This is a genomic window from Paucibacter sp. Y2R2-4 (genome assembly GCF_025717535.1).
In the GTDB taxonomy this organism is placed as follows: domain Bacteria; phylum Pseudomonadota; class Gammaproteobacteria; order Burkholderiales; family Burkholderiaceae_C; genus Paucibacter_A.
In genome coordinates, this window is sequence record NZ_JAJIRO010000003.1 from 610,321 (window position 1) to 634,329 (window position 24,009).

Annotated in this window: 18 protein-coding genes; 9 read left to right on the top strand and 9 right to left on the bottom strand. The window is 64.0% G+C overall.

Going from position 1 to position 24,009, the window contains the following annotated elements; translation table 11 throughout:
* Nucleotides 1-37 precede the first annotated feature (37 nt).
* Together LNV06_RS14085 and LNV06_RS14090 are read left to right on the top strand one after the other, a co-directional pair.
* Complete coding sequence (locus tag LNV06_RS14085; RefSeq protein WP_263538921.1) at nt 38-1,072, top strand: helix-turn-helix domain-containing protein; 1,035 nt, start codon at nt 38-40, stop codon at nt 1,070-1,072.
* Between the two features lie 253 nt (nt 1,073-1,325).
* Nucleotides 1,326-2,480: a PEP-CTERM sorting domain-containing protein gene (locus LNV06_RS14090; protein ID WP_263538922.1), complete on the top strand. Its 1,155-nt coding sequence runs from the start codon at nt 1,326-1,328 to the stop codon at nt 2,478-2,480.
* Nucleotides 2,481-2,526: 46 nt separating this feature from the next.
* Here LNV06_RS14090 and LNV06_RS14095 read toward each other — a convergent pair whose 3' ends face one another.
* The 3 genes from LNV06_RS14095 to LNV06_RS14105 form a co-directional block, all read right to left on the bottom strand.
* Nucleotides 2,527-3,198: a PEP-CTERM sorting domain-containing protein gene (locus LNV06_RS14095; protein ID WP_263538923.1), complete on the bottom strand. Its 672-nt coding sequence runs from the start codon at nt 3,196-3,198 to the stop codon at nt 2,527-2,529.
* Nucleotides 3,199-3,297: 99 nt separating this feature from the next.
* On the bottom strand, nt 3,298-5,874 hold the full coding sequence (locus LNV06_RS14100) for a zinc metalloprotease (RefSeq protein WP_263538924.1): 2,577 nt from the start codon (nt 5,872-5,874) through the stop codon (nt 3,298-3,300).
* Nucleotides 5,874-6,530, bottom strand: a complete 657-nt coding sequence (locus LNV06_RS14105) for a hypothetical protein (RefSeq protein ID WP_263538925.1) — start codon at nt 6,528-6,530, stop codon at nt 5,874-5,876. The genes LNV06_RS14100 and LNV06_RS14105 overlap by 1 nt, the downstream gene beginning before the upstream one ends.
* Before the next feature lie 317 nt (nt 6,531-6,847).
* On the opposite strand from LNV06_RS14105, the gene LNV06_RS14110 reads away from it, so the two are divergent.
* The 3 genes from LNV06_RS14110 to LNV06_RS14120 all read left to right on the top strand — a co-directional run bounded on the left by LNV06_RS14110 (nt 6,848) and on the right by LNV06_RS14120 (nt 11,980).
* Nucleotides 6,848-8,680 carry a helix-turn-helix domain-containing protein gene (locus LNV06_RS14110; RefSeq protein ID WP_263538926.1) on the top strand — a complete coding sequence of 611 codons (1,833 nt, stop codon included), beginning with the start codon at nt 6,848-6,850 and terminating at the stop codon, nt 8,678-8,680.
* Nucleotides 8,681-8,813: 133 nt separating this feature from the next.
* On the top strand, nt 8,814-9,689 hold the full coding sequence (locus LNV06_RS14115; protein WP_263538927.1) for a PEP-CTERM sorting domain-containing protein: 876 nt from the start codon (nt 8,814-8,816) through the stop codon (nt 9,687-9,689).
* 41 nt (nt 9,690-9,730) lie between these two features.
* Nucleotides 9,731-11,980: a serine/threonine-protein kinase gene (locus LNV06_RS14120; protein WP_263538928.1), complete on the top strand. Its 2,250-nt coding sequence runs from the start codon at nt 9,731-9,733 to the stop codon at nt 11,978-11,980.
* Here LNV06_RS14120 and LNV06_RS14125 read toward each other — a convergent pair.
* Genes LNV06_RS14125 through LNV06_RS14135 form a run of 3 tightly spaced genes read right to left on the bottom strand, consistent with a single transcriptional unit; the run spans nt 11,970 to nt 13,975 of the window.
* Nucleotides 11,970-12,527: an ECF-type sigma factor gene (locus LNV06_RS14125; protein WP_263538929.1), complete on the bottom strand. Its 558-nt coding sequence runs from the start codon at nt 12,525-12,527 to the stop codon at nt 11,970-11,972. The genes LNV06_RS14120 and LNV06_RS14125 overlap by 11 nt on opposite strands.
* A gap of 7 nt (nt 12,528-12,534) precedes the next feature.
* Nucleotides 12,535-13,305, bottom strand: coding sequence for a response regulator (locus LNV06_RS14130; RefSeq protein ID WP_263538930.1), 771 nt, complete (start codon nt 13,303-13,305; stop codon nt 12,535-12,537).
* Nucleotides 13,306-13,315: 10 nt separating this feature from the next.
* Nucleotides 13,316-13,975 (bottom strand): excisionase family DNA-binding protein, encoded by a 660-nt coding sequence (locus LNV06_RS14135; RefSeq protein ID WP_263538931.1) that lies wholly within the window; start codon nt 13,973-13,975, stop codon nt 13,316-13,318.
* Nucleotides 13,976-14,080: 105 nt separating this feature from the next.
* Between LNV06_RS14135 and LNV06_RS14140 the strand changes: the two genes are divergently transcribed.
* The 3 genes from LNV06_RS14140 to LNV06_RS14150 are packed head-to-tail and all read left to right on the top strand — an operon-like array spanning nt 14,081 to nt 17,153.
* Nucleotides 14,081-14,452 (top strand): response regulator transcription factor, encoded by a 372-nt coding sequence (locus tag LNV06_RS14140; RefSeq protein WP_263538932.1) that lies wholly within the window; start codon nt 14,081-14,083, stop codon nt 14,450-14,452.
* 53 nt (nt 14,453-14,505) lie between these two features.
* The gene (locus LNV06_RS14145; RefSeq protein WP_411970121.1) at nt 14,506-15,267 is read left to right on the top strand and encodes an HD-GYP domain-containing protein; all 762 of its coding nucleotides are present in this window, start codon (nt 14,506-14,508) and stop codon (nt 15,265-15,267) included.
* Nucleotides 15,268-15,293: 26 nt separating this feature from the next.
* On the top strand, nt 15,294-17,153 hold the full coding sequence (locus LNV06_RS14150; RefSeq protein WP_263538933.1) for a sensor histidine kinase: 1,860 nt from the start codon (nt 15,294-15,296) through the stop codon (nt 17,151-17,153).
* Nucleotides 17,154-17,207: 54 nt separating this feature from the next.
* Here LNV06_RS14150 and LNV06_RS14155 read toward each other — a convergent pair whose 3' ends face one another.
* Both LNV06_RS14155 and LNV06_RS14160 read right to left on the bottom strand, forming a co-directional pair.
* On the bottom strand, nt 17,208-19,682 hold the full coding sequence (locus LNV06_RS14155) for an alpha/beta hydrolase family protein (RefSeq protein ID WP_263538934.1): 2,475 nt from the start codon (nt 19,680-19,682) through the stop codon (nt 17,208-17,210).
* A 112-nt stretch (nt 19,683-19,794) separates the two neighbouring features.
* Nucleotides 19,795-20,751, bottom strand: a complete 957-nt coding sequence (locus LNV06_RS14160) for an AEC family transporter (protein WP_263538935.1) — start codon at nt 20,749-20,751, stop codon at nt 19,795-19,797.
* A 211-nt stretch (nt 20,752-20,962) separates the two neighbouring features.
* Between LNV06_RS14160 and LNV06_RS14165 the strand changes: the two genes are divergently transcribed.
* Nucleotides 20,963-22,306 carry a serine/threonine-protein kinase gene (locus tag LNV06_RS14165; protein ID WP_263538936.1) on the top strand — a complete coding sequence of 448 codons (1,344 nt, stop codon included), beginning with the start codon at nt 20,963-20,965 and terminating at the stop codon, nt 22,304-22,306.
* A 55-nt stretch (nt 22,307-22,361) separates the two neighbouring features.
* Here LNV06_RS14165 and LNV06_RS14170 read toward each other — a convergent pair whose 3' ends face one another.
* Nucleotides 22,362-23,909: an alkaline phosphatase D family protein gene (locus LNV06_RS14170; RefSeq protein WP_263538937.1), complete on the bottom strand. Its 1,548-nt coding sequence runs from the start codon at nt 23,907-23,909 to the stop codon at nt 22,362-22,364.
* Nucleotides 23,910-24,009 lie beyond the last annotated feature (100 nt).

A 24,009-nucleotide genomic window follows, 5' to 3' on the forward strand; every position in this document is an offset into this window, starting at 1 on the left:
CCACTATTCACGCGGTCCTTGCTTCCAGGTCTCTTGCATGAACAGCTCTGACACTGCCCGTTCTCGCACCTTGCGGCCGGCCCTTGCGAGCCCCACGGTCAGCTTTGAGTCACGCGAAGCCATCGAGGCCTATTTGGATGGGCTCAATCAGCGCTCGCCCTTGGCGCGGCGAAACATTCGCAGCTGGGGGGCAAGTCCCTCCGCGCATTTGCGGCTTGGGCTCATGCCCATGCCGAGCGGCAAGGCGGACGGGTCGTCCGTCTTTTTGACCGAGTCGCAGAACAGCTTTGTCCTGGATGTGCAGGCCCAGCCCAGCTTGGCGCTCGGCGCACCGCTGCTGCTGGGCTTGGTGCTCGCGGGCTCGGTCAGCCTGAGGCAGGGCGGGCTTGACTATGTGGCCCAGGCCGGAGAGGGCGTTTTGATCAGCCCCGCCGAAGTGGAGCGAGCGCAGTTTTCGGCAAATTCGCACTTTGTGGAGTTGGCACTGCCCCGCTCGCATTTGCTGCGGGTCGGCGCAGAGCTGAGGCCCGGCCAGTGCTCGGGGCTGCCGGCATTCAAGCCCTTGTTGGCGCCGCCACTGGCTCAGGGCCTGCTCTTCATGGCGCAACAAGCCGCACGGCTTTTGCCGCCGCCACAGTCCGCCGTGGCGGTGCCACCGATGTTCGAGCGCTGCCTAGAGATGATGGCGCTGAGCTTGGTGCAAGAGCAGCAGCTGATGGATGCGCCGACTCGCTCGATGGCCGCTTTGGCGCCACGCAGCGTGCATCGCGCCATCGAGTACATCGATGCTCATGCGCAGCGCGACATTCTTTTGGCCGATATTGCCGAGGCCGCTTGCGTCAGCGTCAGCAGTTTGCTGCGCCACTTTCAAGCCCATCTGGGGCAGTCGCCGATGGCTTTTCTGCGCCAGCTGCGGCTGGACCGGGCGCGCCTTGAGCTGCGCCAAGGCCGGGCGGGCTCCATCCGTGAGTTGGCGCAACGCTGGGGTTTTCAAAGCGCCGGCAAGTTCAGCCAAGCCTACTTGCGCCGCTTTGGTGAGCGCCCCAGCGAGGGGCGTAAAGCACGGCCCTAAGCCCCTGTTTCAGCGGCTCTAAAGTGAAGCCGGCGCTCAAACTCGCTTGGGGCGCTCGGTCGGGTGATAGCCCGAAATCCTCAGTGGCTTCCCTCGCTCGTCAATCTGCGGCCTAACGCTCAGAAACCCTGTGGAGGCCGCTGTCTCTGCGCTGCTAAGGTGGTTTTCGCGTCTCGAGTCCGGGAGGAATTTTTTTGGACTCGACACGGGCTTCATCCCATCACCTGATTCCAAATCGAGCGAGCAAGCACTTATGAAAACTCATCCATTGTCAAAACTCAGCCTGAGCCTTTGCCTGAGCTTGGGCTGCGCCAGCGTCGCCTTGGCCGCAACGCCGCAGTACAGCATTGTTGACCTCGGCGTGGTCAGCGGCGACAGCGACTCCCAAGCCTTTGGTGCTTCGCCCAATGGCAGCTATGTGGTCGGCCGTTCCATGGGCAGCCAGGGTCATGCCTACAGCTGGAGTGCCCAAGATGGCATGCAGGCCTTGCCCAATTTGGCAGGCCGCAAATACGCGGTTGCGAATGCCGTCAACGACGCGGGCATCGCGGTGGGCGTGTCGTCCACCACGGTGTTTGGCAGCGCGCCATTGCCCGTCATGTGGAAGCAGGGCGCAGTAACGGCATTGACCATGCCCCTGGGCTATAACTCGGGCTGGGCTTACAGCATCAATAGTGCGGGCGTGGCCGTGGGCGCGGTAGGTTCGGGCAGCTTTGAGCGTGCCGCCCTGTTCGGCCCGAATGGCAGCTCCTTGATCACCGCGACGGCTGCCAATGGCGCCTGGATGAGCACGGCCTTCGGCATCAATGATGCGGGTTTGGTCATCGGTGTGGGTGTGGATCCCGACAATGCCGCCGTCAATGTGGGCATGGTCTACAACTCGGTGACCGGCGTGATGAGCACGGTGGGCGCCTTGCCGGGCCATAACTCGGCGATCAATTTCGGTCTGAGCAATAGCGGCTACGTGGTCGGCAGCAGCGGCCTGTACCAGGGATCGGGCACGCCCTTCATCTGGTCGGCTGAGGGCGGCATGACCGAGATTGGTCTGCCTCCGAACACCAGTTCCGGCTCAGCCAGCGCGGTCAATGAGCAAGGTTGGGTGGTCGGCAATGCGGGCGGCGAGTACTCCGTGCCCTTCTTGTATGCCGATGGCGCGACATACTCGCTGCAAAGCCTCTTGCCCGCCGGCACCGACTGGGATTTCAGCACCAACACGAGTGCGTCGGCCATGGCCATTAGCAAGAACGGCAGCATTGTTGGCACCGCCGTTCATAACGGGCTGACGCATGCCTACCAAATGACGCTGGTGTCCAGCGTCCCCGAGCCCGAAAGCGTGATCTTGATGTTGAGCGGCTTGGGCCTGCTGGCCGCCACCGCCCGCCGGCGTCGCGAGCAGACTCAGGCTTGATCTAGCGCCTGGTTTTAGCCTGAGTCGTCCTTCGCAGCCGCTTCGTTCAGGCGCGGCTGCGGCGCTTGGCTGCAGCGCCCAGCACGCCCAGGCCAGTCAGCAGCAAAGCATAGCTGGCTGGCTCGGGCACGGCGGCCACATTGCCCAGCGTCAGGTCATTGGCCGCCACCCAGGCGAAGTCACCGTTGGGCTGGACGGCGCTGACCTGGAGCACCTCGATGCGGCTGGTCGAGACAAAGCCAAAGAAGCTGCCCGGTGTGGTGTTGTTCACCAGGATCAACTCTTCTGTGCCGTCGGCGTCCAGCACGTTCAGGCGGATGGTTTGGCCGGCCTTGTAGGCGCCCGACTCGTCGGTGCCGAAGAAGAAGCCGCCAACACCGTAGACCTTGTCCGAGAAGTAGCCGAAGGTCAAGAAGTCGCTGGCCTGGTTGGTGGACAACCAGCTGTCTTCGCTGCTGCCTGCGGCATAGAGCGTGGAATCTTCGCCGGGGCCGGCCACCGACCAGGCGGTGTAGCTGTGCTCGCCCGCGGTGCGGCCGACGTAGGCGGGACCTTGAGCCCAAAAGGGCAGGTCGTCCAACTTGTCGACGGCCGGCGCTGAGATGGCTGCCAGATAGGTCGCTTGCGAGTTGAAGAAGGTGATCTCGGCTTGCGCGGCGCTGCTGCCGAACAGCGCGGCTAAGGCCAGAACGGGGGCGGTGAAGTATTCGTGTTTCATAAACATCCTTGAATCTTGTGTGGGCGAGATCGCCGCTCTTGAAGCCAAGGGCTTCGCGGGCGGCGACCGATTTACTTTTCTTGCTGCTGAGTTTTGGTGTTAGCGGGTCTCGCAGCGGCCCAGGCGGGCGCCGGCCTTGACCTTGGCGACTGCCTCTTGCGGGAAGCTCACCAGGGTGTTGCTGCTGCCGCCTTCGCAGACGTAGACCTTCTTCATATCCACCAACCAGGTCATCGAGGCACCGGTCAAGCCGCCGGCAATGGCCGTGCCTGGGCCGTTCAGGGCGATCGGGTTCTCCATGCCGTACTTGGCGGCTTCGACCACGCCTTGCTTGCGGAAGAAGTCGTTCAAGTTCATCCAGCCCAGCTCATCCACCCACATAAAGCCGGCCAGCGTGGTGAAGAAGCTGCCGACGCGGGCCACCATCACTCGGCCGTCGTCGCTGATGCCATTGAGTTGCTGCGGTGGCACGCCGAAGTTGGCTTCCACCCAAGCCGCGCCCTCGGTCTTGCAATAGTCCACGCCGTCCCAGGTCACCAGCGGGAAGTCGGTGCAGTACTTCGGTGAGCTGATGTCGCGCAGCGATTTGGCATCGGTGCCCAGGTAGGGGTTCCACATCATCACGCTGCGGTCGGTGGCCAGGGGCACACGCTGACCATCGGCGCTGACCAGGTCGGCCGTATAGGCCCCGGTCAAAGCGGTCAGGTCCAGCGGTGCGCCTTCTTTGAACCAAGCGTAGGCATTGCTGCCATTGCCTTGACCCACCACCACCTCCGCATTGGCCGAGACACCGGCGGCGCGAATCCAGGGCATCCATTCCAGGTTCAGGCCGTCCAGGCGCAAAGCGCGACCGCCCTTGTCGGCGGTCCAGAGATAGGGCACGACACCGAGCGACTGCGTGCCAGGATCAAAGCCACCGCAGCTGCCATCGGGCTTTTCGTAGCTGCTGTAGCCAACAGCCGAGCGCCCGTCACGGCTCATGCCCCAGCCGTAGCTGGTGGTACCGCTGCCCCATTCGTCGCAACGATTGCTCAGGGCACCCATGGGCACGACCTTGTTGGTGTCGGTGTTCCACAGCGCCATCTGCTTGAGCAGATAGGGGTTGCCGTCCGGGTCGTACTGCACCTCGCCGTCGAAGTTGGCTTCCACCATCATCTTGCGGCCGTCGCCGGTCATCGAACTCATGGCCGAGCCACCCAGATTGAGCGCTTCGGGCGTCAGGCTGGCGCCGGTCTCCGCATCCCAGAGGAAGGGGATGCCTTGTCCAACCACGCCGCCGCCGCGGCGGGCGTCATCAGACAAGCTGGTCACGTAGCCGCCCGTCAAGAAGGTGTACTGCACGCCTTCGTTGCGGCCATTGAAAACCAGATTGGCCGTCTTGGTCACACCGGCCTCGGCCTGGATGGCATTGGCCTTGCAAGGCGTGTCCAAGCTCGGGTCGTTCGTCTCGCCATCGTTCCAATATTCGGCCTGGGACATCAGCATCGTCGGCTGGGTGGGGTAGCCGCCGGCATTGATCTCTTCGATATAGATCACATAGCTCTCGCCCGCCTTCAGGTTGTTGATGCGGAAGCGCCCATCCGGGCCGAGCTGGCCTTGGGTCTGGTCGCCCGACATCACCGAGATCGCGTCGCCCAGCGGGTCCTTCACATTGCGGGCAATGATGTTGATGCCGCTGTAGCCGGTCTTGCCATCTTTCAGCAGCAAGCTGCCGGTGATGGAGCCGGTCTTGCTGAGGTAATCGGCCGTGGGGTAGAGGTTGGAGATGGCGGCGATGTCATCGGGGCGGTCCACCGTGCTCATCTCATAACCCGCCGAGCGGCCCTTGGCCACATTGCTCGGGTCGATGAAGGGGAACATGGTCTCGATGTACTTCGGGTCGATATGGCTGTTCACCGGCCCACGCAGCCAATGGTGCACCGGTGCTACGCAGCCGGCCACGCCGGGGTAGAGGTCACGCCCGAAGTCGGGCGTGCTCATATAGGCTAGCTGACCATTGGTCTGCGAGTGCGACAGATTGATCGCGTGGCCAAACTCATGGGTGAAGATGCCGGCATAACGGCTTCCGCCCACGTCGGCAGGCGGCAGATTGCGTTGGCCGGGCGGCGGTGTTTCGTGGCTGACCATCCAGCCGTTCATCACCGCCGTGGCTTTGACGATGGTTTCGGGGTAGCCGTCGCCGTCGCGGTCTTCGGCGATCTCAGGCATGGCAATGCCCAGCACTTGGTCTTTGGGCACGCCAAAGAACTCCTCCAGCACGCGGCCGTCCACGTCATAGATGACGTAGAAGCCGCCTTCGTTGTACTTGCCGTAAATCAAGGCCGCGGTGGCGCCGTCATTCACGTCCACGCCGATGCTGGGCACCGCAGTGAAGGGTGTGAACTTGGCGGTGTCGGTTTCAGCGCGCCAGGTGGAGGTGGGCACCGAACTCCATTGCTGCAAGGAGAAAGCGGTGATCTTGTTGGCCTGCGCTTCGGTGAGAAAGACGCTGCCGTCATTTTTGCGCGAGAAGGCGCCGACGTCGGTGTAGACCTTGATCGGGCCCTTGCTGGTGTCCCAGCGCAGCGGCTTCAGATTGGAGGGGTTGCCGTCCAGGTAAAGCGGGCCGGCGGCGTGGGTGGCGGCACTGGCCAGCAACAGCGCGGCCAGTGCGGTACAGACTTGGGTGGTTTTCATCAGCGCATCACTCCTGTGGCGATCCAGTTGTTCTTGACGGCGCGGTTGACCAGGCCTTGCAGCACGGCCAAGTCCACAGCGCCCGAGCGTTTGGCCAACATGGTGGTCTCGCTGCTGCGCAGCAGACCGCTATCGACCGAAACGCCATCAAACAAGCCTTCGTTGTTGAAGGCATTGCTGGCCTTGCTGCCATTGATGCTGAACTTGCCTTGGGCCAGGCCCACCGGTGTGCGCAGGCCAGTGGCCGCAGCCGGCTTGTTCATAAAGGTCAGCACTCGCTCACCCACCCGCCAGCTGGGCATGCCTTCGATCTTGGCCGGCAAGAGGTAGCGGCCATCGCTCATCTTGCGTGGCTTGAGCAGGCCGTACTGGCGGAAGCTGTAGCTGCTGCTGGTGTCCAGCGATTGCTTGGCGCTGCCGCTGACTTTGAGCGTCACTTCGGTGAAGGGCAGGCCGTTTTCAATGCCGTCTTTCACCGCCGTGACCTGGCCGCTGACGATCAAGTCCGCCTTGGCAATCATTTGGCTGAGGTTTTGAGGCGGCAGCTGGGTGGCCAGCGCCGGCAGGGCCAGGCAGGCCGAGGCGGCCAGCAGCGCCGTGCCTAGGGCACGGCCGAAGGTGCGCGGTGGCGCGAGGGTGGGGCTAAGAACTCTCATGGCAAAACTCCTGAATGACTGCGGGGAGGAAAGACCAACACAAAGAAATGTGAAAGGCTGCACAGTGAGTGCGGCTCAGGGTTGTGACCTTATCGATTCGTTCTTTTGTGATCCCCCCCCGCCGCGGGTGGGTTGCTGCGCTTTCAGCTAATGGATTACCTGGGCGGCCCAGGGTTTTTGCTGAGCTACGCGCCAGCGGGGTGCACGGCCGCATGGCCTCTGCCCGGCTTTGGTGCTTGCATTCCCCCCAGATGGAGGGGATCAGCTAGGGGATAGCGACGGGGTGAGCGGCCGCAGCCAGCCCCTAGACTTGGCCCATGAGATACGCGGTGAGTGATGGCAGGGTCGAGACCTTGGCGCTGAGCTTGGAGTCAGCCTCCGGCAGCGCGCGTTTACACAATTTGTTGGCGCTGGCCTGGCATCTGCGCCAACGCGATAGCTTGCGAGCCGAGCAACTGCTGGCCGAGTTCTGGCGCTGGCTGCCCCGGCACCGCCTGCCGCTGGATCAGCTCAATGCCCTGACCGCGCGTGCTGCGCTGACCGCTTGTGAAACCGCCTCCCTGTTCTGCCGCTTTGACGATGCGCAGGCCTGGCTGGATCGGGCGCGCGCGCACCTGAATCCCAGCATTGACGTGTACGCCGAGGGCGACGCCTGCCTGGCCGAGGTCTTGCTGCGCAAGCTGAGAGGCCAGCGCTCCGAGGAAATCTCGCTGCTGGAGCAAGCGCTGCGCCTGTTTGAGGCCTTGCCCGATCCGCAACGCCGCGGCGTGACGCGGGCATTGCTGCGCTCTGAACTGGGCCTTTACCTCGCCAACCCAGGCGCCGAGGCCGAGGCCGCGCTGGCCGCCGGCTCGTTGAGCCATGTTGATGCGGCTGAGCAAGAGGACCAAGCGGTGCAGGTCTATGACTTGGCTTCGCGTGCTTTCCCTTTGTGCTTGCGCGCGCCGGCCGAGGCGGCCGCGCTGTTTCAGGCTTCCGGCGCCCTGGCCTTGGAGGTGGGCTTCCTGCGTTTTCATTGCGTGGCGATGATGAACGCCAGCAACGCCTGGTTGGAATTGGGCGATATGGAGCAGGCGGCTCAGTGTTTTGAAGCCGCTGCGCAGCGGGCCCGACAGACCCAATGGCCGGCCTTGATGGGCATGACGCAAACGCAGGTCGGCCGGGTGTTGCGCCTCTTGGGACGTGGGCAAGAAAGCTTGCAAGCGCTGAATGAAGCCTTGGTGCAGTTGCGCGCCGTGCCGCCGGGCCTGATCACCGCCTTTGCTTGCAGCGAACTGGCTTTTGCGCTGCGCTTGGTGGAGCGTCTGCAGGAGTCGGTCGATGTGATGTGGGAGGCCATCCAGCTCTACCGCGAAGGCAAGCACATGTGCAATCTGGCCTTGGCGCTGGCGAGGCAGGCGAAGACGCTGGCTCAGCTGGGTCAGGTCGAGGTCGCCTTGCAAGCGCTGGAGGAGTCCAAGGCGCTGACCGAGCAGTACGGCTACGACACCGTCAAGGTCGACATCAGCGAAGCCATGGCCGAGGTGCATCGGCGCAGCCGTCAGCAATTGCCGGCGCCGCCGGACATGACGGCGCCCACCGCCACCATCCACTTCGCGCAGACCGCTTTGGATCGTGGCCTGGGCATCGACGGCTGGCGCCCGCCGCCGGCCTTGTTGGACTATCTGGCCGAAGCCTGGGCCGAGGCCGAGGGCCAAGCCGACCATATGGCGCAGGCCTATGCCTATTCCCGGCGCGCCCGCCAGGCGCAGCGTCAGGAAAGCAGTCTGGCGATCAAGGATTCACGCGCTTTGTTGCATCTGCTGGGCTATCACAAGGCCGAGCCGGCGATCGCTGCCGTCGAGACTTATGGTTTGGCATCGGCGGCTGTGTCCACGCAGTCCAAGGTGTCGCTGCCGAATGCGGGCGCAGCGACATTGCCGCGCCTTTGTGCAGAACCCGAGTCCGATCTGCTCACCCGCAAGGAGCATGAGGTGCTGGCCCTGCTGGCGCTCAATTACTCCAACAAGGAAATCGCCCAGGCCCTGGGCGTCAGCACCGAAACCGTCAAATGGCATTTGAAAGGCTTGTACGGCAAGCTCGAGGCTGGCTCACGTCGTCATGCGGTGACCCGTGCGCGTAGCCTAGGCGTGCTGCAGATGGGGGCTTGAGACGCACCGGCGCGGTCTTCGCCAAGGCGGCGCCGAGGCCGCCCCCCTAACTTGATATGTCCTGTCCATCCGCTCTTTCTCGTTGGTAGAGTCGAGTGCGCGGCTTTGCGTCCTCACATCAAGGAGTCGGATGATGATGAAGAACACGAGAGTTTGCCGATGGATGCGGGCTGGGGGGCTGAGCCTCCTGCTGCTGGGTAGCGCCGTTGCCGCGCAGGCGCAGAACTATCAAATCACGGGCAATGTCAACACACTGGCGAGCCTGTTCTCCCCGGGGCCGCGCGAAGACCAGAACAACACCTCCCATTTCAGCTGGTACGACAGACCCGAAGCACAGGTGGCGCAGTCGCTGAGCGAGTTCTCACAGGTCAGCAATGGCGGCTATGGCAAGGCCTCCCTGGAGGCATCGATCGGCCGGCTCAAGGCCTTTGCCGAGTCCAGCTATCCCAGCGGCATTCCGGAGCCGCATTACTACGGCTATTCCTTCGGCACTGCGCAGGCGACCTTCGCAGACACGGTCAAGGTCAGCGGTGCCGGCCTGGCCTTGGGGGCGCCGGTGCGCTATGAGTTGCATCTTTGGATTGAGGGGCAGATCAGCCAGCCGAGCTTCGAGGTCGGTGGTCACCTGGCTTCTGAGGGCATTGCCGAGATCCGCCTGATCGACCAGGTCAGCCGGGCGGAAAAGATCTTCAGCTGGAATGCCAAGAACCAAAGCACCGGCTGGTACAGCGTGGCCTTGGATACCGAGGTCGGCCACGATCTGTCGGTGACCGGCATGCTGTATGCCTTGGCCACGGTGGATTCCAGCGCCACCTTGTCCCATTGGGCGCAGTCGGACTTTGGCCACACGGCCAACTTCTATCTGCAGACCTCGCAGCCCGGTTTGAACACCATAGGCGCCAGCGGGCATGACTTCACCCTCAGCGCCGTCCCCGAGCCTTCGGTCGGCGTCCTGATGGCGGCCGGTTTGATGCTGCTCTTGAGCTTGCAGCGGCGCCGTCGAGTTTGAGGGCTAGGTCGGCTGGCGCAAGGCTGGCATCATGCCCAAGCATGAAGCATCTGCCTTGCGCGGCCGAGCATTGGCCCGAGTTCTCTGCCTTGCTGGATCAGGCCCTGGACCTGCCGACGCCAGAGCGTTCGGCGTGGTTGCAGGCCTTGCCCGCTGAGGCGCGGCATTTGCGGTCAGCCCTCACGCGGGTCTTGAGCCAAGACCAGACGCAAGCGCCCTTGCTCGATGCGCCGCGCTTGTCTGTGGCTCAGGAGCCCTGGGGTGATGAGGCTGTGGCCTTTTCTGCCGGGCAGGTCTTGGGGCCTTGGCAATTGCGGCAGCGTCTTGGGCGCGGAGGCATGGGCGAGGTTTGGTTGGCCGAGCGTGGCGACGGTGCTTACCAACGCCAAGTCGCGCTCAAGTTGCCCCATGCACTGGCCTTGGCCGGCCAGGGGCGGCAGCGCTTTTCCCGCGAGCGAGACATTCTCGCGGCCCTGCAGCATCCGCATATTGCGCAATTTTTTGATGCCGGCACGGCCGAGCTCGGCGAGGGGGCGTTGCAACCCTGGCTGGCGCTGGAGTACGTGCCGGGGCGGAACCTGGTGGACGATTGCCGCGAGCGCGGCTTGTCCGTGCTTGAGCGTTTGCGCCTGATGCTGCAGGTGATGGAGGCGGTGCAATATGCTCATGGCCAGTTGCTGGTGCACCGCGACCTCAAGCCGTCCAATGTGATGGTGACGCCGCAGGGGCAGGTCAAATTGCTGGACTTTGGTATCGCCAAACTCTTGCTGCCGGACGCTGAGATGGGCGCAGCCTTAGGTGAAGTCGAGCCAACCCGTCTGTTGCTGGCCACCCCCGCCTATGCCGCGCCGGAGCAGTGGACCGGCGGGCCGGTCAGCGTGGCCACCGATGTCTATGCCTTGGGTGCTCTTATGCACACCGTGCTGTGCGGTCAGCCGCCTCCGCCTTGGCGGGCGGGCCAAGAGCCGGCTTTGCCCTCGCAAACGGTGACTGCCCCGCATGCCGAGCAATGTGGTTTGAGTCTCGCGCGCCTGCAGCGTTCGCTGCGCGGAGATCTGGATGCCCTGATGAGCATGGCCTTGGCATCCGAGCCGAATCAGCGTTATGGCAGCGTGCAGGCTCTCAGCGAAGATGTGCGGCGCTATCTGGCGGGCCTGCCGCTGCGAGCGCGGCGCCTGTCTTGGGCGGCAGGTTTGCGCAAACAACTGCGTCGCCACTATCTCTTGGTGAGCGTCAGTGCCGCTGTGCTGCTGAGTCTTACCCTGGGTTTGGTGGCGACGCTGTGGCAAGCCCAGCAAGCGGCACAGCAGGCTCGGCGTGCCGAGGCGATTCAGCATTATTTATTGGACTTGTTCCGCACCCTGGACCCACGCCAGAGCGATGCTCAAGACCCGGCCCTGGGCATGCGCCGGCTTTTGCAGCAACAGATGGCGCAGATCGAACAGCATCTGCCGCGCGACCCCGAGACCGCTGACGAATTGCTGCGCCTGAGTGCCACGCTGGCGGTGTACCTCAGCGATGAGCCGCGCAGCCTGGACTTGGCTCGCCTGCGCTGGCGCGTCTTGCAGGAGCGCCTGGGCGCCAAGCATTCGCGCAGCGGCGAGGCGGGCTTGTCACTGATCTGGGCTTTGAGGGCGGCAGGGCGGCAAGCGGAGGCCGATCAGGTCCTGCAGGTTTTGGATGCACAACTGCCGGCGCAAGGCTTGCCAAGGGCGGAATGGCTCTTGGCTCGGCATGATCAGTTGCAGGCGGCCGGTGCGAGTTGGCCGCAGCGCTTGGCGGCTGTGCAGCAGGCCTTGCAGCGCTACGAAACCGACGCACCTTTGGACAGTGGTCATGTGGCCGCGCTGCAGCATCTAGCGGCCTTGCAACTGGAGGCGCAGCAATGGGCGGCCGCGCAATCGACCTTGTCGCGGGCGCTAGCCCTGGTGACGCGGGCTCAGCCGGCCATCGCGCTGGATCATGCGCGCTTGCTGGGCCTGCGCGCCCAGTTGTGGGCGGCCTTGCAGCAGCCGCAAGCGCAGGCCAATGATCTGGCGCAGGCGGTTCAGTTGTTGCGCGGCAGTTTGGGTCTACACAACCCCTTGGCTTGGCCCTTGCTGGCGCAGCAGCAGGCCTTGGGCTGCGCAGCGAACGCACCGCCAGAGGCTGCGGCGCTGACGCGTACGCTGTGGCAGGAGCTGCAGCCGCTGCTGGCGGCCCGCGCTGCTTCCCATGTCGAGGGCCAGAGGGATGTCCGCGCCCAGCGCTTGCGCGATCAGGCCGCGCTTTGCGCCTTGCTCAATCGCTGAGCATGCTGAGCAGCAGCATGCGCGCCTTTTGCCAATCGCGCCGCACACTGCGCTCGGTCAGCCCGAGATGCTCAGCGATCTCGGCCTCGCTGAGACCGCCGAAGTAACGCATCTCTACCACCTGGGCCAAGCGCGGCTCTTGGGTCTGCAGGGCCAGCAAGGCTTCATGCACGGCCAAGACGGCCGGTTCGCTGCTGGGGTCTTGCAGGCTGCCCAGCAGCTCGGTGTCGAGGCTGAGATCGGCTTGCCCGCCGCCGTGCCGCGCGGCAGCCTGCTCGCGCGCCAAGTCCACCACGACGGAGCGCATCACCTGGGCGGCATAAGCCAAGAAATGGCCGGCGCTGGCGAACTCCGGCGCTCGCGCGCTGTCCTGTGCATGCACCAGACGCAGATAGCTTTCATGCACCAGGGTGGTGGTGTCGAGTGGCAGGTTTTGTGGCCCGTGATTTCGGAGTCGCGCATGCGCAATCTGTTTGAGCTCTTGATACAGCGTAGCGTCGCAGGCGAGGGCGCCTGGGCCCTGGCTTAGACCACGGGACGCGCTCATGGTCGCTTCATGCCCTTGGCGGCTTCCAGCCCGCGACGGCAGGGCCGAGCAGGTGGGCGCGCAGTTCGGCCCAACCGACTTCGGCCTCGGGCGGCCAGGCTTGGCCCCGCTCTAAGCTGTGCTCCAACAGCAATTCAAGCTGCTCGGCTTTGGCACCGGCCGCGGCCAGGCCCAGAATCATGAGCACGCTTTTCAAGCTGTGGGCGAGGTGCCGCAAAGCCGCTCCATCCGCCTTGATGCAAGCCAGCTCGCCGTTTTGTACATCGGCCGGGAACTGCAGCTGGCAAGACTGGCGAAAGGACTGATACAGCGCGGTATTGCCACCAAAGTTGTGGTCCAGCGCCTGCTGCAAAGCGGCCTCGTCCGCGGAGACGCAGGGTGCCGAACTGGCGCTTGGCTCGCTGCTGACCTCCGCCAGCGCTTCGCGCACACAGGCTTGCAAATCCGCCAGCGGGCAAGGTTTGGACAAAAAGCGCCAGACGTCCAGTTCGCGCAATTGCTGCTTCATGGCCGTGGGTTGTGCCGCGCTGTAAACCACCAGCCGGGCGCCTGCTCGCAGACCCGGCTGGGCCTTCAAGTCGGCCAGCAGCTCGCGCCCGCTGCGGTCGGGCAAGGACAGATCGGTGATCAGGAGATCTACCGGCGCTTGCTGCAAGGCTTGGAGGGCCGCACCCACCGAGGCGCAAATGCGCAAGTCCAGCGCCATGTCTTCCAAGGCCATGGTCACGAATTGCTGCAAGGCGGTGTTGTCTTCGACCAGCAGCACGCGTGCAACCATGGCTTTGTCCTCAGCTTTGAGTGGCGGTTTTGTGGGCCATGGTCTTGAGCAAGGGCGGCAAGTCCATCACCAGTCGCGGTTTGTGCACCACCGGCACGTCGCTGAGCGCGAAGGCGTAGGGCGCACGTTGAGCTTCGTCCAGCGAGGTCAGCACGATCAATTGGCTGCGGGCGAATTGAGGCTGCGAGCGCAGGGCGGTGATCAAGGTTGGCCCGTCAATGCCGGGCAGCAAGATGTCAACAATCAAGATATCGGGTTGCAACTGGCCGAACATGGCCAGGCCGACGATGCCGTCGCTGGCGATGTGCAGGTCCAGTTCGGGGAATTGCTGCTCGATCAGCAGACCCACCAGCTTTTGAAAATGCACCGAGTCTTCAATCAGCAGCAGGCTTTGGCGCCCACTCGAGGGCGTGCTGCTGGTTTTGGTGGGCGTCGGCTTGCTGCTGGCTTCGTCCAAGGGCATGGCGCTGCTGCTGGAGCGGCGCTCCAGCCAAGCCTCGACCGAGGCGCGATCAATGCGGCGGTGGCCACCCGGGGTCTTCCAGGCGGTCAGTTCGCCGCGATCCACCATCAGCTGAATTGAGCGCACGGCCATGCCCAGGCGCCGCGCCACCTCCAGGGTGCTGTAGTCCTGCCCCGTCGCGTCTTTCATTCGTTCTTGTGAAGTCATTGTGCGATTTTGCCGAATATCCGCCGAAGAATTCAGCATTCGTCTCGAATTTAATTGATAGAAATGATATCTTTGCTACATGTTCTGGCTTTGCAGGAGATGGTGATGAAAAAGATTCTGTTGGTCGATGATCATGCCGACATTCGCCGCCTGATCCGCATGACCTTGGAATTTGAAGACTACGAGATCCATGAGGCTGCGGATGGCGAATCGGCCTTGCGCATCGCAAGCCAGGTGCGACCCGACTTTGTGCTGACCGATGTGATGATGCCGGGCCCGGTGGACGGCCTGGAGGTCTGCCGGCGCATCAAGGCCGACCCGGAGCTTTGCGACACCCATGTGATGGTGGTCAGTGCCCGGGGTCAAGCGCGGGACCGCGAAGCCGGGCTGCAGGCCGGAGCTGACACCTATTTGGTCAAACCCTTCAGCCCTTTGCAGCTGATCGACAGCCTGTCGCAACTGTGGTTGGCCCAATGAGCGAGTTCGACATGATGTTCAGTGCCAGCCCCAACTTCGCGCCCAACCCAGCCATGCCTGTGCTGATGCCCGATGAGCACAGCAACAAAGTCTTTGATGAAGCAGCCACAGCACAGATGGAATGCATCATTGCCGACCTGGGTCGCATGTACCGCGAGCGCAACCAGGCCTTGCGGGAGGTCGCGCGTGCTCATCATGACGCCTTGTTGCGCCTGTCCTTGGCGGCCGAGTTTCGCGATGACGACACCGGCGTGCACATCATGCGCATCGGTTTCATGGCCGAGGCGCTGGCTTTGCTTGCCGGCCAACCGCGCAGCTTTGCGCAAATGTTGCGACGCGCCGCCCCCATGCATGACATCGGCAAGATCGGTGTGCCCGATGCGGTGCTGAAGAAGCCGGGCGCCTACACCCCGGAAGAGCGTCAGGTGATGAACAAGCATCCCTTGATCGGCGCGGAGATTCTGGGTCGTTCGCGCGTGCCCTTGTTCAAGATGGCGGCCGAAGTGGCCATGACCCACCATGAACGCTGGGATGGCGGCGGCTACCCGATGGGCTTGGCCGGCGAGGCCATTCCCTTGAGCGGACGCATCGTCGGCGTGGTTGACTTCTTCGACGCCTTGACCATGGACCGCTGCTACCGCCCGGCGCTGCCGGATGAGCGGGCGCTGCAGATGTTGCAAGAGCAGCGCGGCTTGGCCTTTGATCCCAAGCTGGTGGACTTGATCATCGAGCATGCCGAGACACTGATTGCGCTGCGTGAGCACATCAACAAAGAACCGCCAAGTTTTGAAGACTTGGTCGAAGCGATTGATTGATGGCGCCATAGCAAGGAGTCGCTGTGATGAAAAGCGTCGTTTCCAAGGAATCCCTCCCGGCCCGCGCAGACTCCTGTCGTCCGGCCAAGCCCTGGTGGTGGATGGTCGCGGCCGGCTTGACGGCGCTCATGTTCTTGCTGCATGTGTCGGGCGCTCTGCTGCAAGCGCCAGCCCCGACATCTAGTTTGATAACAGCCAGCTCCGGTGCGCTGTTCAGCGCCGCCTGGCTGGGTGAGCTTTGCATGGTGCTGCTCTTGGGTTTGGCGCTCTATGAATGCCGGGCCGGGCGGCGCGCGCGCCATGCGCTGGACGCGGCGCACCGTCGCCTAGCGCAGCGCGAACAGGAGCAGCGGGTGCTCTTGCGCAGCTTGCAAGAACTGGTGTTTCGGGTCGACGCGGCGGGCGTGATCACCTACGTCAATGCGCGCTGGTCGCGAGTCAGTCAAAAGCGACTCGACGATGCCGTCGGCATGCGGCTGGTGGATTTGGTGGAGGAGGCGGACCAAGCGCAGGTGCAGGCGCTGCTCAGACCTGGGCCGCTCCCATCCGGGCACAGTCCAGACTCGACCGCTGCCGAGCGCAAGATCGAGGTCTCGCTGAAGTCCCCCGATGGTCGGCTGCGCCGCTGTGAGCTGGCGGTGTTGCCCCTATATGAGGCGGGGCGTTTGATAGGCTTTGCCGGCAGTGCGGTCGATGTGACCGATCGTTTTGAGGCGCAAGGAAAGTTGCAGCAGCAGCTTGCGTTCTCGGCCCTGCTGCAAGAGATCAGCCCTTTGCCGGTGTCCATGTTCGATGCCGAGGGCCGCTATGTGACCGTCAACCATGCGTGGGAAGAATTCATGGGGCGCGGTCGCGCCGACGTGGTGGGCACGCGTGTGGGCGCGGCCTTGAGCGATGCGGAACGCGAGATGCATGCGCAGCATGACCGACGCTTATTACAGTCCGGTGGGCGAATCAGTTATGAACATCAGTTGCTGCACCATGACGGCGTGCGCCGCGACATGCTAATCACCAAGGTCTTGGTGCCCGATTTGAACGGCGGCGTGGCCGGCATCTTGTGTACCTTGATGGACGTCAGCAACTTCCGCGCGGCGGAGCGCGCCACCCGTGAAGCGCGCGACGAGGCGCAAGAAGCCTCGCGTGCCAAGTCTGAGTTCATCGCCAATATCAGCCATGAGCTGCGCACGCCTTTGCAAGCTATTTTGGGCTTCTCAGAACTGGGCATGGTGCGCGGCCGCGCCGACCCCAAGCTGGCCGGCATGTTCAGCGATGTGTATGCGGCCGGCCAGCGCATGTTGGCCCTGGTCAATGACTTGCTCGATGTCTCCAAAATCGAGAGTCCGGTCGGCACTTTTGATCTGGAAACCTGCGATCTGCGTGGCCCGGTGCAGGCGGTGCTGCAGGAGTTGGAGCCTTTGATGGCCAAGCGCTTGCTGCAACTCTCAACCCGCATGCCGATGCAGCCCTTGATGGCCAAGGTGGACCCTTTGCGCTTCCAGCAAGTGATCCGCAATGTCTTGGCCAATGCGATCAAGTTCTCACCGGATGCGGCCTCCATCGACGTGGTGGCCAAGTTGAATGAGGCGGGTGAAATCCATATCAGCGTGGCCGACCAGGGGCCCGGCATACCGGGTGGGGAATCCGAGCAGATCTTCGAGGCCTTTGTGCAGTCCAGCCAAACCAAGGACGGCTCGGGGGGCACGGGCCTGGGCCTGGCGATTTGCCGCAAGATCGTCGAAGTGCACAAGGGGCGCATCTATGCGGAGAACCGCAGCGGCGGAGGCGCCGTCTTCCACATCGTGCTGCCGCAGCGTCAGCCAGGCGATACGCAAATCAGCCAAATCAGCACAGAGAGTCAGGCGCAAGAGCTCAGCTTGCTCTGCTGACACCGCAGGCGGCCTCAGCTGCAAGCCCTGGGCCCTTGAACCGATGTGGGCTCGTCAGCGTGCAGCCGGTTTGGGTTCCCCCAAATAGTGGCGCAGCCATTGGCGCATTTCCCACTGTACATGTCCGGCCGATTCGCGGGCGTTGTACCCGTGGGCTTCGAGCGGCAGCAGCACATAACGTACGGTGCCACCGGTGCCCACCATGGCTTGATAGAGGCGCTCGCTCTGCAGCGCCGGTGTGCCCGAGCGGTTGTCGGTTTCGCCGTGAATCAGCAGCAGCGGCTCCTTGATCTGATTCGCATACAAAAAGGGCGAGAGCTTCAGATAGGTATCGCGGGCCTCCCAGAGCGAGCGTCGTTCGCTTTGGAAGCCAAACGGTGTGAGGGTGCGGTTGTAGGCGCCGCTGCGGGCGATGCCGACCTTGAAGAGGTCGGTGTGGGCCAGCAGATTGACGGCCATGAAGGCGCCGTAGCTGTGGCCGCCAATGGCCACACGCTTGGGGTCGGTGACGCCCAGTTCCTCGGCTTTCTCGATGATGGCGCGCGCACTCAGGGTGATCTGCTCGACGAACTCATCGTTGACCGTTTTGGCGTCGCCGACGATGGGCATGGTGGCGTCGTTCAGCACCACATAACCTTCCAAGGCGAGCAGCACCGGGCTGATGCCGCTGAAATTGGGGAAGCGGTTCGGTGAGCCACTGACCTGGCCGGCTAGCGCCGCGTCATTGAACTCCAGCGGGTAGGCCCAGACCAAGGTGGGGCGCGCCTCGCCGTCTTTGTAGTCAGGCGGCAGATACATCCAGAAGGACATCTCGACCCCGTCATCGCGCTTGAAATGCACCAGCTCGCGACGAATCTTGCGCAGCAAAGGAGGGCTGTTAGGCGCTTGAGTTAGGGCGACGGAGCGCGCCGCAGCAGGGGTGGCCACCGCATTGCTCCCCAGGACTTGCAGATGCAAGCTGGGGGCGCTGTTGATGCTTTCGTGCAGGGTCAGCAGCTGATTGCCGGGCAGCAGGTCAAGGGGCTGTTCAAAGAGCTTGTCGCTGGACTGAAACAGGCGCTGGCTGCTGCCATCGCGCAGCGAAAGCCGGTCCAGAAAGGGGCGGTCGCCCTTGGGGCTGGCGCCCTGGCCCAGCATCAGCAAGGCGCCGCCCTGAGTTTGCGCCAGCGCGCGGCCGCGCTGCGGGTCTGTGCGTATCAAGGGCGTGCCAGGGTGGCGGTAACGCTCACGCAGGGCGTGTTCAAACAAGGTGCTGACGCTGCCGCCGCGCAACATCAGCAGATAGCTGCGGGTCCAGGCGCGCAAGGGGTCTTCTTCGCTCAGCAGCGCCTGTTGGCCATCGTCCAGAAAACGCATGCCGCTGAAGCGATTTGGGATGCGCAGCAGCTCCTGCGCCTCGCCGGTGTAGGGCGGGTCCAGGCGCATCAAACGATCGCGGTGCGGCGCACGGGTGGCGGGGTTGCCGCCGTCCAGAGCCTCCACCCAGAACACCGCGCCATCTCGGTTGGGTGAAGCAAAAAACAGGCGCGGACCGGGCAGCACCCCGTTGATGGCGACGCCGCGTTTGAGCGGCAGGCGGGCGATTTCGCGCAAGACGCTGCCATCGGCGCGCCGAACCTCCACCACCTGCGGGAAGTCGTCCCAGGTCAGGCTGTAGCTGAAGGGGCGGGTGATGCGCTCGGTCAGCAGCGTGTCTTCATCGCCGATGCTGGCCACGCTGAAGAACAGGGCCGGCGCACCGAGCTTTTTGCTTTGCAGGGATTGCAGATGCACGCGGGTCAGCTGCGACAGCGCATAGTGCTCCAGCAAGGCTTCGTCATACGGCGAGTTCAGCAAGTCGGCATAGGTGCGCTCGGGCGAGGCGCGGCCGCTGCTCTCACGGACCACCGGCGCGTTGGGCACCTTGGGTTCTTGCGGGGCCTTGCCGCGTTTGTCCGGCACGGCCAATAACACCAGTTCTTGCGGGCTCAGCCAGGCCAGCTCACCTTGGCTGAGCACATTGTTCAGTTTGAGACCGGGCACGCGGCGCAGCTGGCCGCTGGCGCTGTCGCCGACCCAGAGTTCATTGCTCTGGGCCCCACGTCGCTCCAGCAGAAAGCGCTGGCCGTCGGGTGCCCAGCTGAAGCTGTGGAAGTAGCCGCCATCGGCGGCGTTGGCCGCACCCAATTCAACAATGCGCTCGGGCGCTTGAGGATTGAGCAAGGGGCGCAGGCGCAGGCTTTGAATCGCGCTGGTTTGGCTGGGCTGGCCCGTCGCTTCGTCGAAGCGCAGGCCGGCGAGCTTGCGGGTCGGCCGGGCCAATTCCGCCAGGCTGCTGAAGCGCCGCGGCTCCAGCAGGGCCAGCGTGTGTTTGTCCGGTGAAATGAGGTGTTTGGGCAGGGCTGGCGCATCCAGCAACTCCCGCACGGCCTTGCTCGGCTGTTGGTAAACCACAGACTGTGGCGCCGCCTGCAAGCTCAGGCTGCAAGCGATCAAACCCAGCGCCATCAGGCTTAGGACGCTGCGAATACGACAAAGACGGGAGCGCAAGATGGTGGACAGCTCAAACACGGAGTAAGGAGGGCGAGGCCAGGCCGGGCTCAGCCGCAGCGAGCGAGAAAGCGTATCAGATCGGCACAATTCATGGCCTGCTCACGCGCATTCATCCGCCCAGCGACCCGGCCAACAGCGAGAAGCTCAAAAAAGCCAGCAAGGTGGAGCTCAGGATGATGCGCGCCACCCGGCCATTGTCGGCGCCATAGCGCTCGGCCAGCATGGCGACATTGCTGGCGCTGGGCAGGGCGGCGGCCAAGGTCAAGATGCTCAAGTCGAACTGAGCCAAGGGCGCGCCCACGCTTTGTGCCGCCAGGCCTATGCCCATGACCAAGGCTGGATGCAGGATCAATTTGAGCAAGGCCACCGGCAAGTACTGCGCCATCGGCGTGCGGCTGTGGGCATGCTGGCCGGCGCGCCAAAGCACCGCGCCAATGGTGAACAAGGCCACCGGCGTGGCGGCATCGCCCAGCATTTTGATGACGCTGGCGAGCGGGCCGGGCAAGGTCCAGCCCAGTGCGGCCACACCAAGCCCGGCGGCGATGGCCCAGGGCAGTGGGTTGGACAGCGCGCCGCGCAGCGCTTGGATGCACGCCTGCCGAGCATTGCCGGGGCCGGCGTCATGGGCGCGCGCCAGAGCAATGCACAGAGAGCTGGTGAAGAACAGGTCGATCAAGATGGTGCAGATGACCGGCCCGGCCGCCGCTTCGCCGCGCAGGGCCACCAAGAGCGGTACCCCCATGAAGCCGGTATTCGGGAAGGCGGCTACCAAGGCGCCAAAGGCCGCGTCTTTCAGCCCCAAGCGAGGCGAGCGGGTCAGGGTGATGGTCAGTGCCACCATCAGCAGGGCCACCAAGAGGTAGAGCCCCAGCAGCCAGGGATTCAGCAAGGTCGCTAAGGGGGTGCTGAGGCCGAAGCGGAAGAGCAAGCAGGGCAGGGCGAAGAACAGCACAAAACCATTCAAGCCCGGGATCGCCTCTTCGGCCAGCACGCCACGCTGCGCCGCCAGGTAGCCACACAGCACCAGGGCGAAAAAAGGCAGGGTGACGGCGAAGATGGATTGCATGGCGGCCCGCAGTATCTCAAGTGCGCCTTGCTGGCGGCTGAATGCTGAGCCAGGCCGATTCGCAGCTTGCTTGCTGTGCCTGAGCCCTTCACTGGGCCAAGAAATTCACGGACTTGCGTGAGCGATTGCGCATCACCCCCGGATTACGGGGGCCTGCATGGGGCCGAATGGCGGGCCCGTCCCCTACCATCCCGGCATAAACCCTATGCGCATGCCCGAACTCGCTCTCCCCCCACCCGCGTCCCAAGCTTTGCTGCGCGAAGGCGCTGCCCTGGGCGTCTGGCGCTTGTGCGCCGCCCTGCATGGCCGCGAAGCGACCCAAAGCGGTCAGTGGTACAGCGCCAAACATGCCTTGGCCGCGGATCAACGCTGCAATGTGCTGGTCTTGCCGCGCAGCGAGCGCGCCGCCGGCATCATGCTGCGCTTCGGTGATTTGGCCGGAGAGATGGGCCATTTGGATCATCCCGTCATCAAGGTGCCGACCGACAGCGGCGTCACCAATGATGGCCAACCTTATATGATTTTTGCGGCCGCCGAGGGCCAGCCCATTGCGCGGGCCTGCACCTCGCTGCCTTTGCGCGAGCGCCTGCAACTGATCGTTCAGCTCTGCGACGCGCTGCGTCATGCCCATCAACAAGGCTGGCTGCTGGCCGAGATCGACCCCGCCATGCTCTGGGTGGACTCCAGCCGCAAGCTCAGCCTGATGGCCATGGGTCTCTTGCCCATGCCCGATCCGGCCGATCCTTTTGAGCGCGGTCAGAGCCTGGGCTCGGCGCCAGGATTCGCCAGCCCCGAGACCCTGGCCGGCGATCCGCCAAGCCTGGTCAGCGAGGTCTACGGCGTCGGTGCTTTGATGTGTTTGTTGGTTGACGGGCGCTTGCCCAGCCAGTTCGGTGCCGACCCCGAAGCGGCCTCGCCGGCGTCTTCATGGCCGGGTTTGTCGGCGGTAGAACGCTTCAGCCTGGATGCTTTGTGCGCCAAGGCCGTAGCGCCGCGTGCCAGCCGTCGCCACGCCGGGGTCGAGGCCTTGGCGGAAGACTTGCGCGCCTGGCTGGCCGGAGAGAATCATTCGGCGCTGGCTTTGACGCCCATGCCTGCAACCGCCGCGTCGATGGAACGCGAGTCTGATGTGGCGACTTGGCCGCCGCAAACCCACCCGCTCAAAAAAGCGGCTGGAGCGGTGGCGGTCTTGGCCAGCTTGGCCGGTCTGTCTTGGGGCGCTTGGCAAGGCCTGCAAGTTTGGCAACAGTCGCAGACCACAGCGACACATAGCGCGCTGACCACGCCGTCAGCGGGCCGGCCCAGCATGAGCCCAAACACGACTTCGGCGATACCCGCCAAGAAGTCAGCGCCGCTTGTCAGCACGCTTGAGAAGTCGCCTCAGAACGCCAGCCATGCGGCTTCGGCAGGCGCGGCTTCTTTGCCGGCGACTGTGTCAACGGCACCCAAGGCGCAAGCCCCGGTGAAGCTTAAGCCGGAATTGCTGGCGCAGGAAAGCGCGCGGCCCGTCACCCAAGCCAGCGTTCAGAGCACGGAAAAAGCGGCCAGCGAGTAATCAGACCGCGAAGACACGGACCGCGAATTCACGGCCAGCCAACTGGCCGCCGACTTCAAACTGGCTGAGCACCGGCCCGGCCGGCTTCCACCGCGAAGCGCGCCGACACGTCCACCGGACTGGCCGCATCCCAGAGTTCGCGCACCGAACGCAACTCCACCTCCAGGCGCTCACTTCGCAAGGCGAAGCTCATATAGCCATGCTGGTCGCTGCGGCCATAGCGCAAATGCGGGTTGTGACCCATGGCCTTGCTGACGCGGGCTTGGTCCAGGCCCTGGCTGCTGATGGAGGTGCCACAGAACTCGGTGGCGATCACCGGGCTGGCTGGGTCAGCAAAGTCCAGCTTCAGGTCGGCCACATAGTTGGCATGCACATCGCCGCCCAAGACCACCGCGTTTTGCGGCTTGGCGGCTTGCATATCGCGCAACAAGCGCTCACGGGCGGCGGGGTAGCCGTCCCAGCCATCGGTCCAATATACCGGGCTTTGTGCCGGGTCGGCCTGCCAGTTCATGCGCGCCATCAAGGTCTGCTGCGCCAAAAGATTCCAGGGGCGGCTGCTGTCCCAACTCTGGGCCAAACGCATTTCTTGAGCGGCGCCCAGCAGGCTGCGGCGCGGGTCCAGGAAGTCCGGGCACTCTTTCACCGAGAGGGTGTTGGAACCTCCACGGCCCGGCTTGGGGCAGACCTGCGGATCGCGCCACTGGCGGTCGTCCACCGTGATGATGCGCGCCAATTGGCCCCAGTCATAGCGGCTGAACAGGCGGAGATCACTGCCGCGTGGGCGCATCGCCTTGGTGAAGGGCATGTGCTCCCAATAAGCTTTGGCGGCGGCGATGCGACGTTGCGGGAAGTCGGCTTCCAGGCCTTGTGAATGGTCACCGGCCCAGTCGTTGTCGACCTCGTGGTCGTCCCAGATGATGATCCAGGGCGCGCGCGCATGCATGGCTTGCAAGGCCGGGTCGCTCTTGTACTGGGCATAACGCTGGCGATAGTCAGACAAGCTGCGGCACAAACCGCCATGGTGCACACGGGGCGAGGGCCCGCTGGCCGAGGCGTTCGAAACCGACGCGTACTCATAGATGTAGTCGCCCATAAAGAGCACCAGATCCAGATCTTGTCGTGCCATATCGGCCCAAGCGGCATAACGGCCATGGTCCCAGCGCTGGCAAGAGGCGATAGCAAAACGCAGCTGCTGTACCTTGGCATCGGCTTGCGGGGAGGTGCGTGTGCGGCCGACGCTGCTGCGTGCGCCCAGGGCGCTGAAGCGGTACCAATACCAACGGTCTGGTTTCAGTCCGCTGGGCTCGGCATGCACGCTATGGGCATCGGCCTCGACCGCCATCTCGCTGCCGCGCGCCACGATGCGCTGGAAGGCCTCGTCCTCGGCCAACTCCCACTGCACCTCGGCTTGCGGCGGCAGGTCGGAGCCGGTCAGGCGCGTCCACAGCACCAAGCTGTCGGCACGCGGGCAGCCCGAGGCCAAGCCCAAGGCAAAACGCTGCGCGGCGTCCGCGGCGAAGGCATGGCGAATGAAGAGCGGAGCGCTGCCGGCGGCCAGGGCGGCTTGCAGCAGTTGGCGACGTTGAGGTTGGCGTGCTGTCATGGGAAGTGGGCTCGTACGGATGGGCGTCAGCATAACGAATGAGCCCGCGAGTGAAGAAATCGTGACAGTGCCAGAGCCACTGCCCGCGCCGCTATGATCC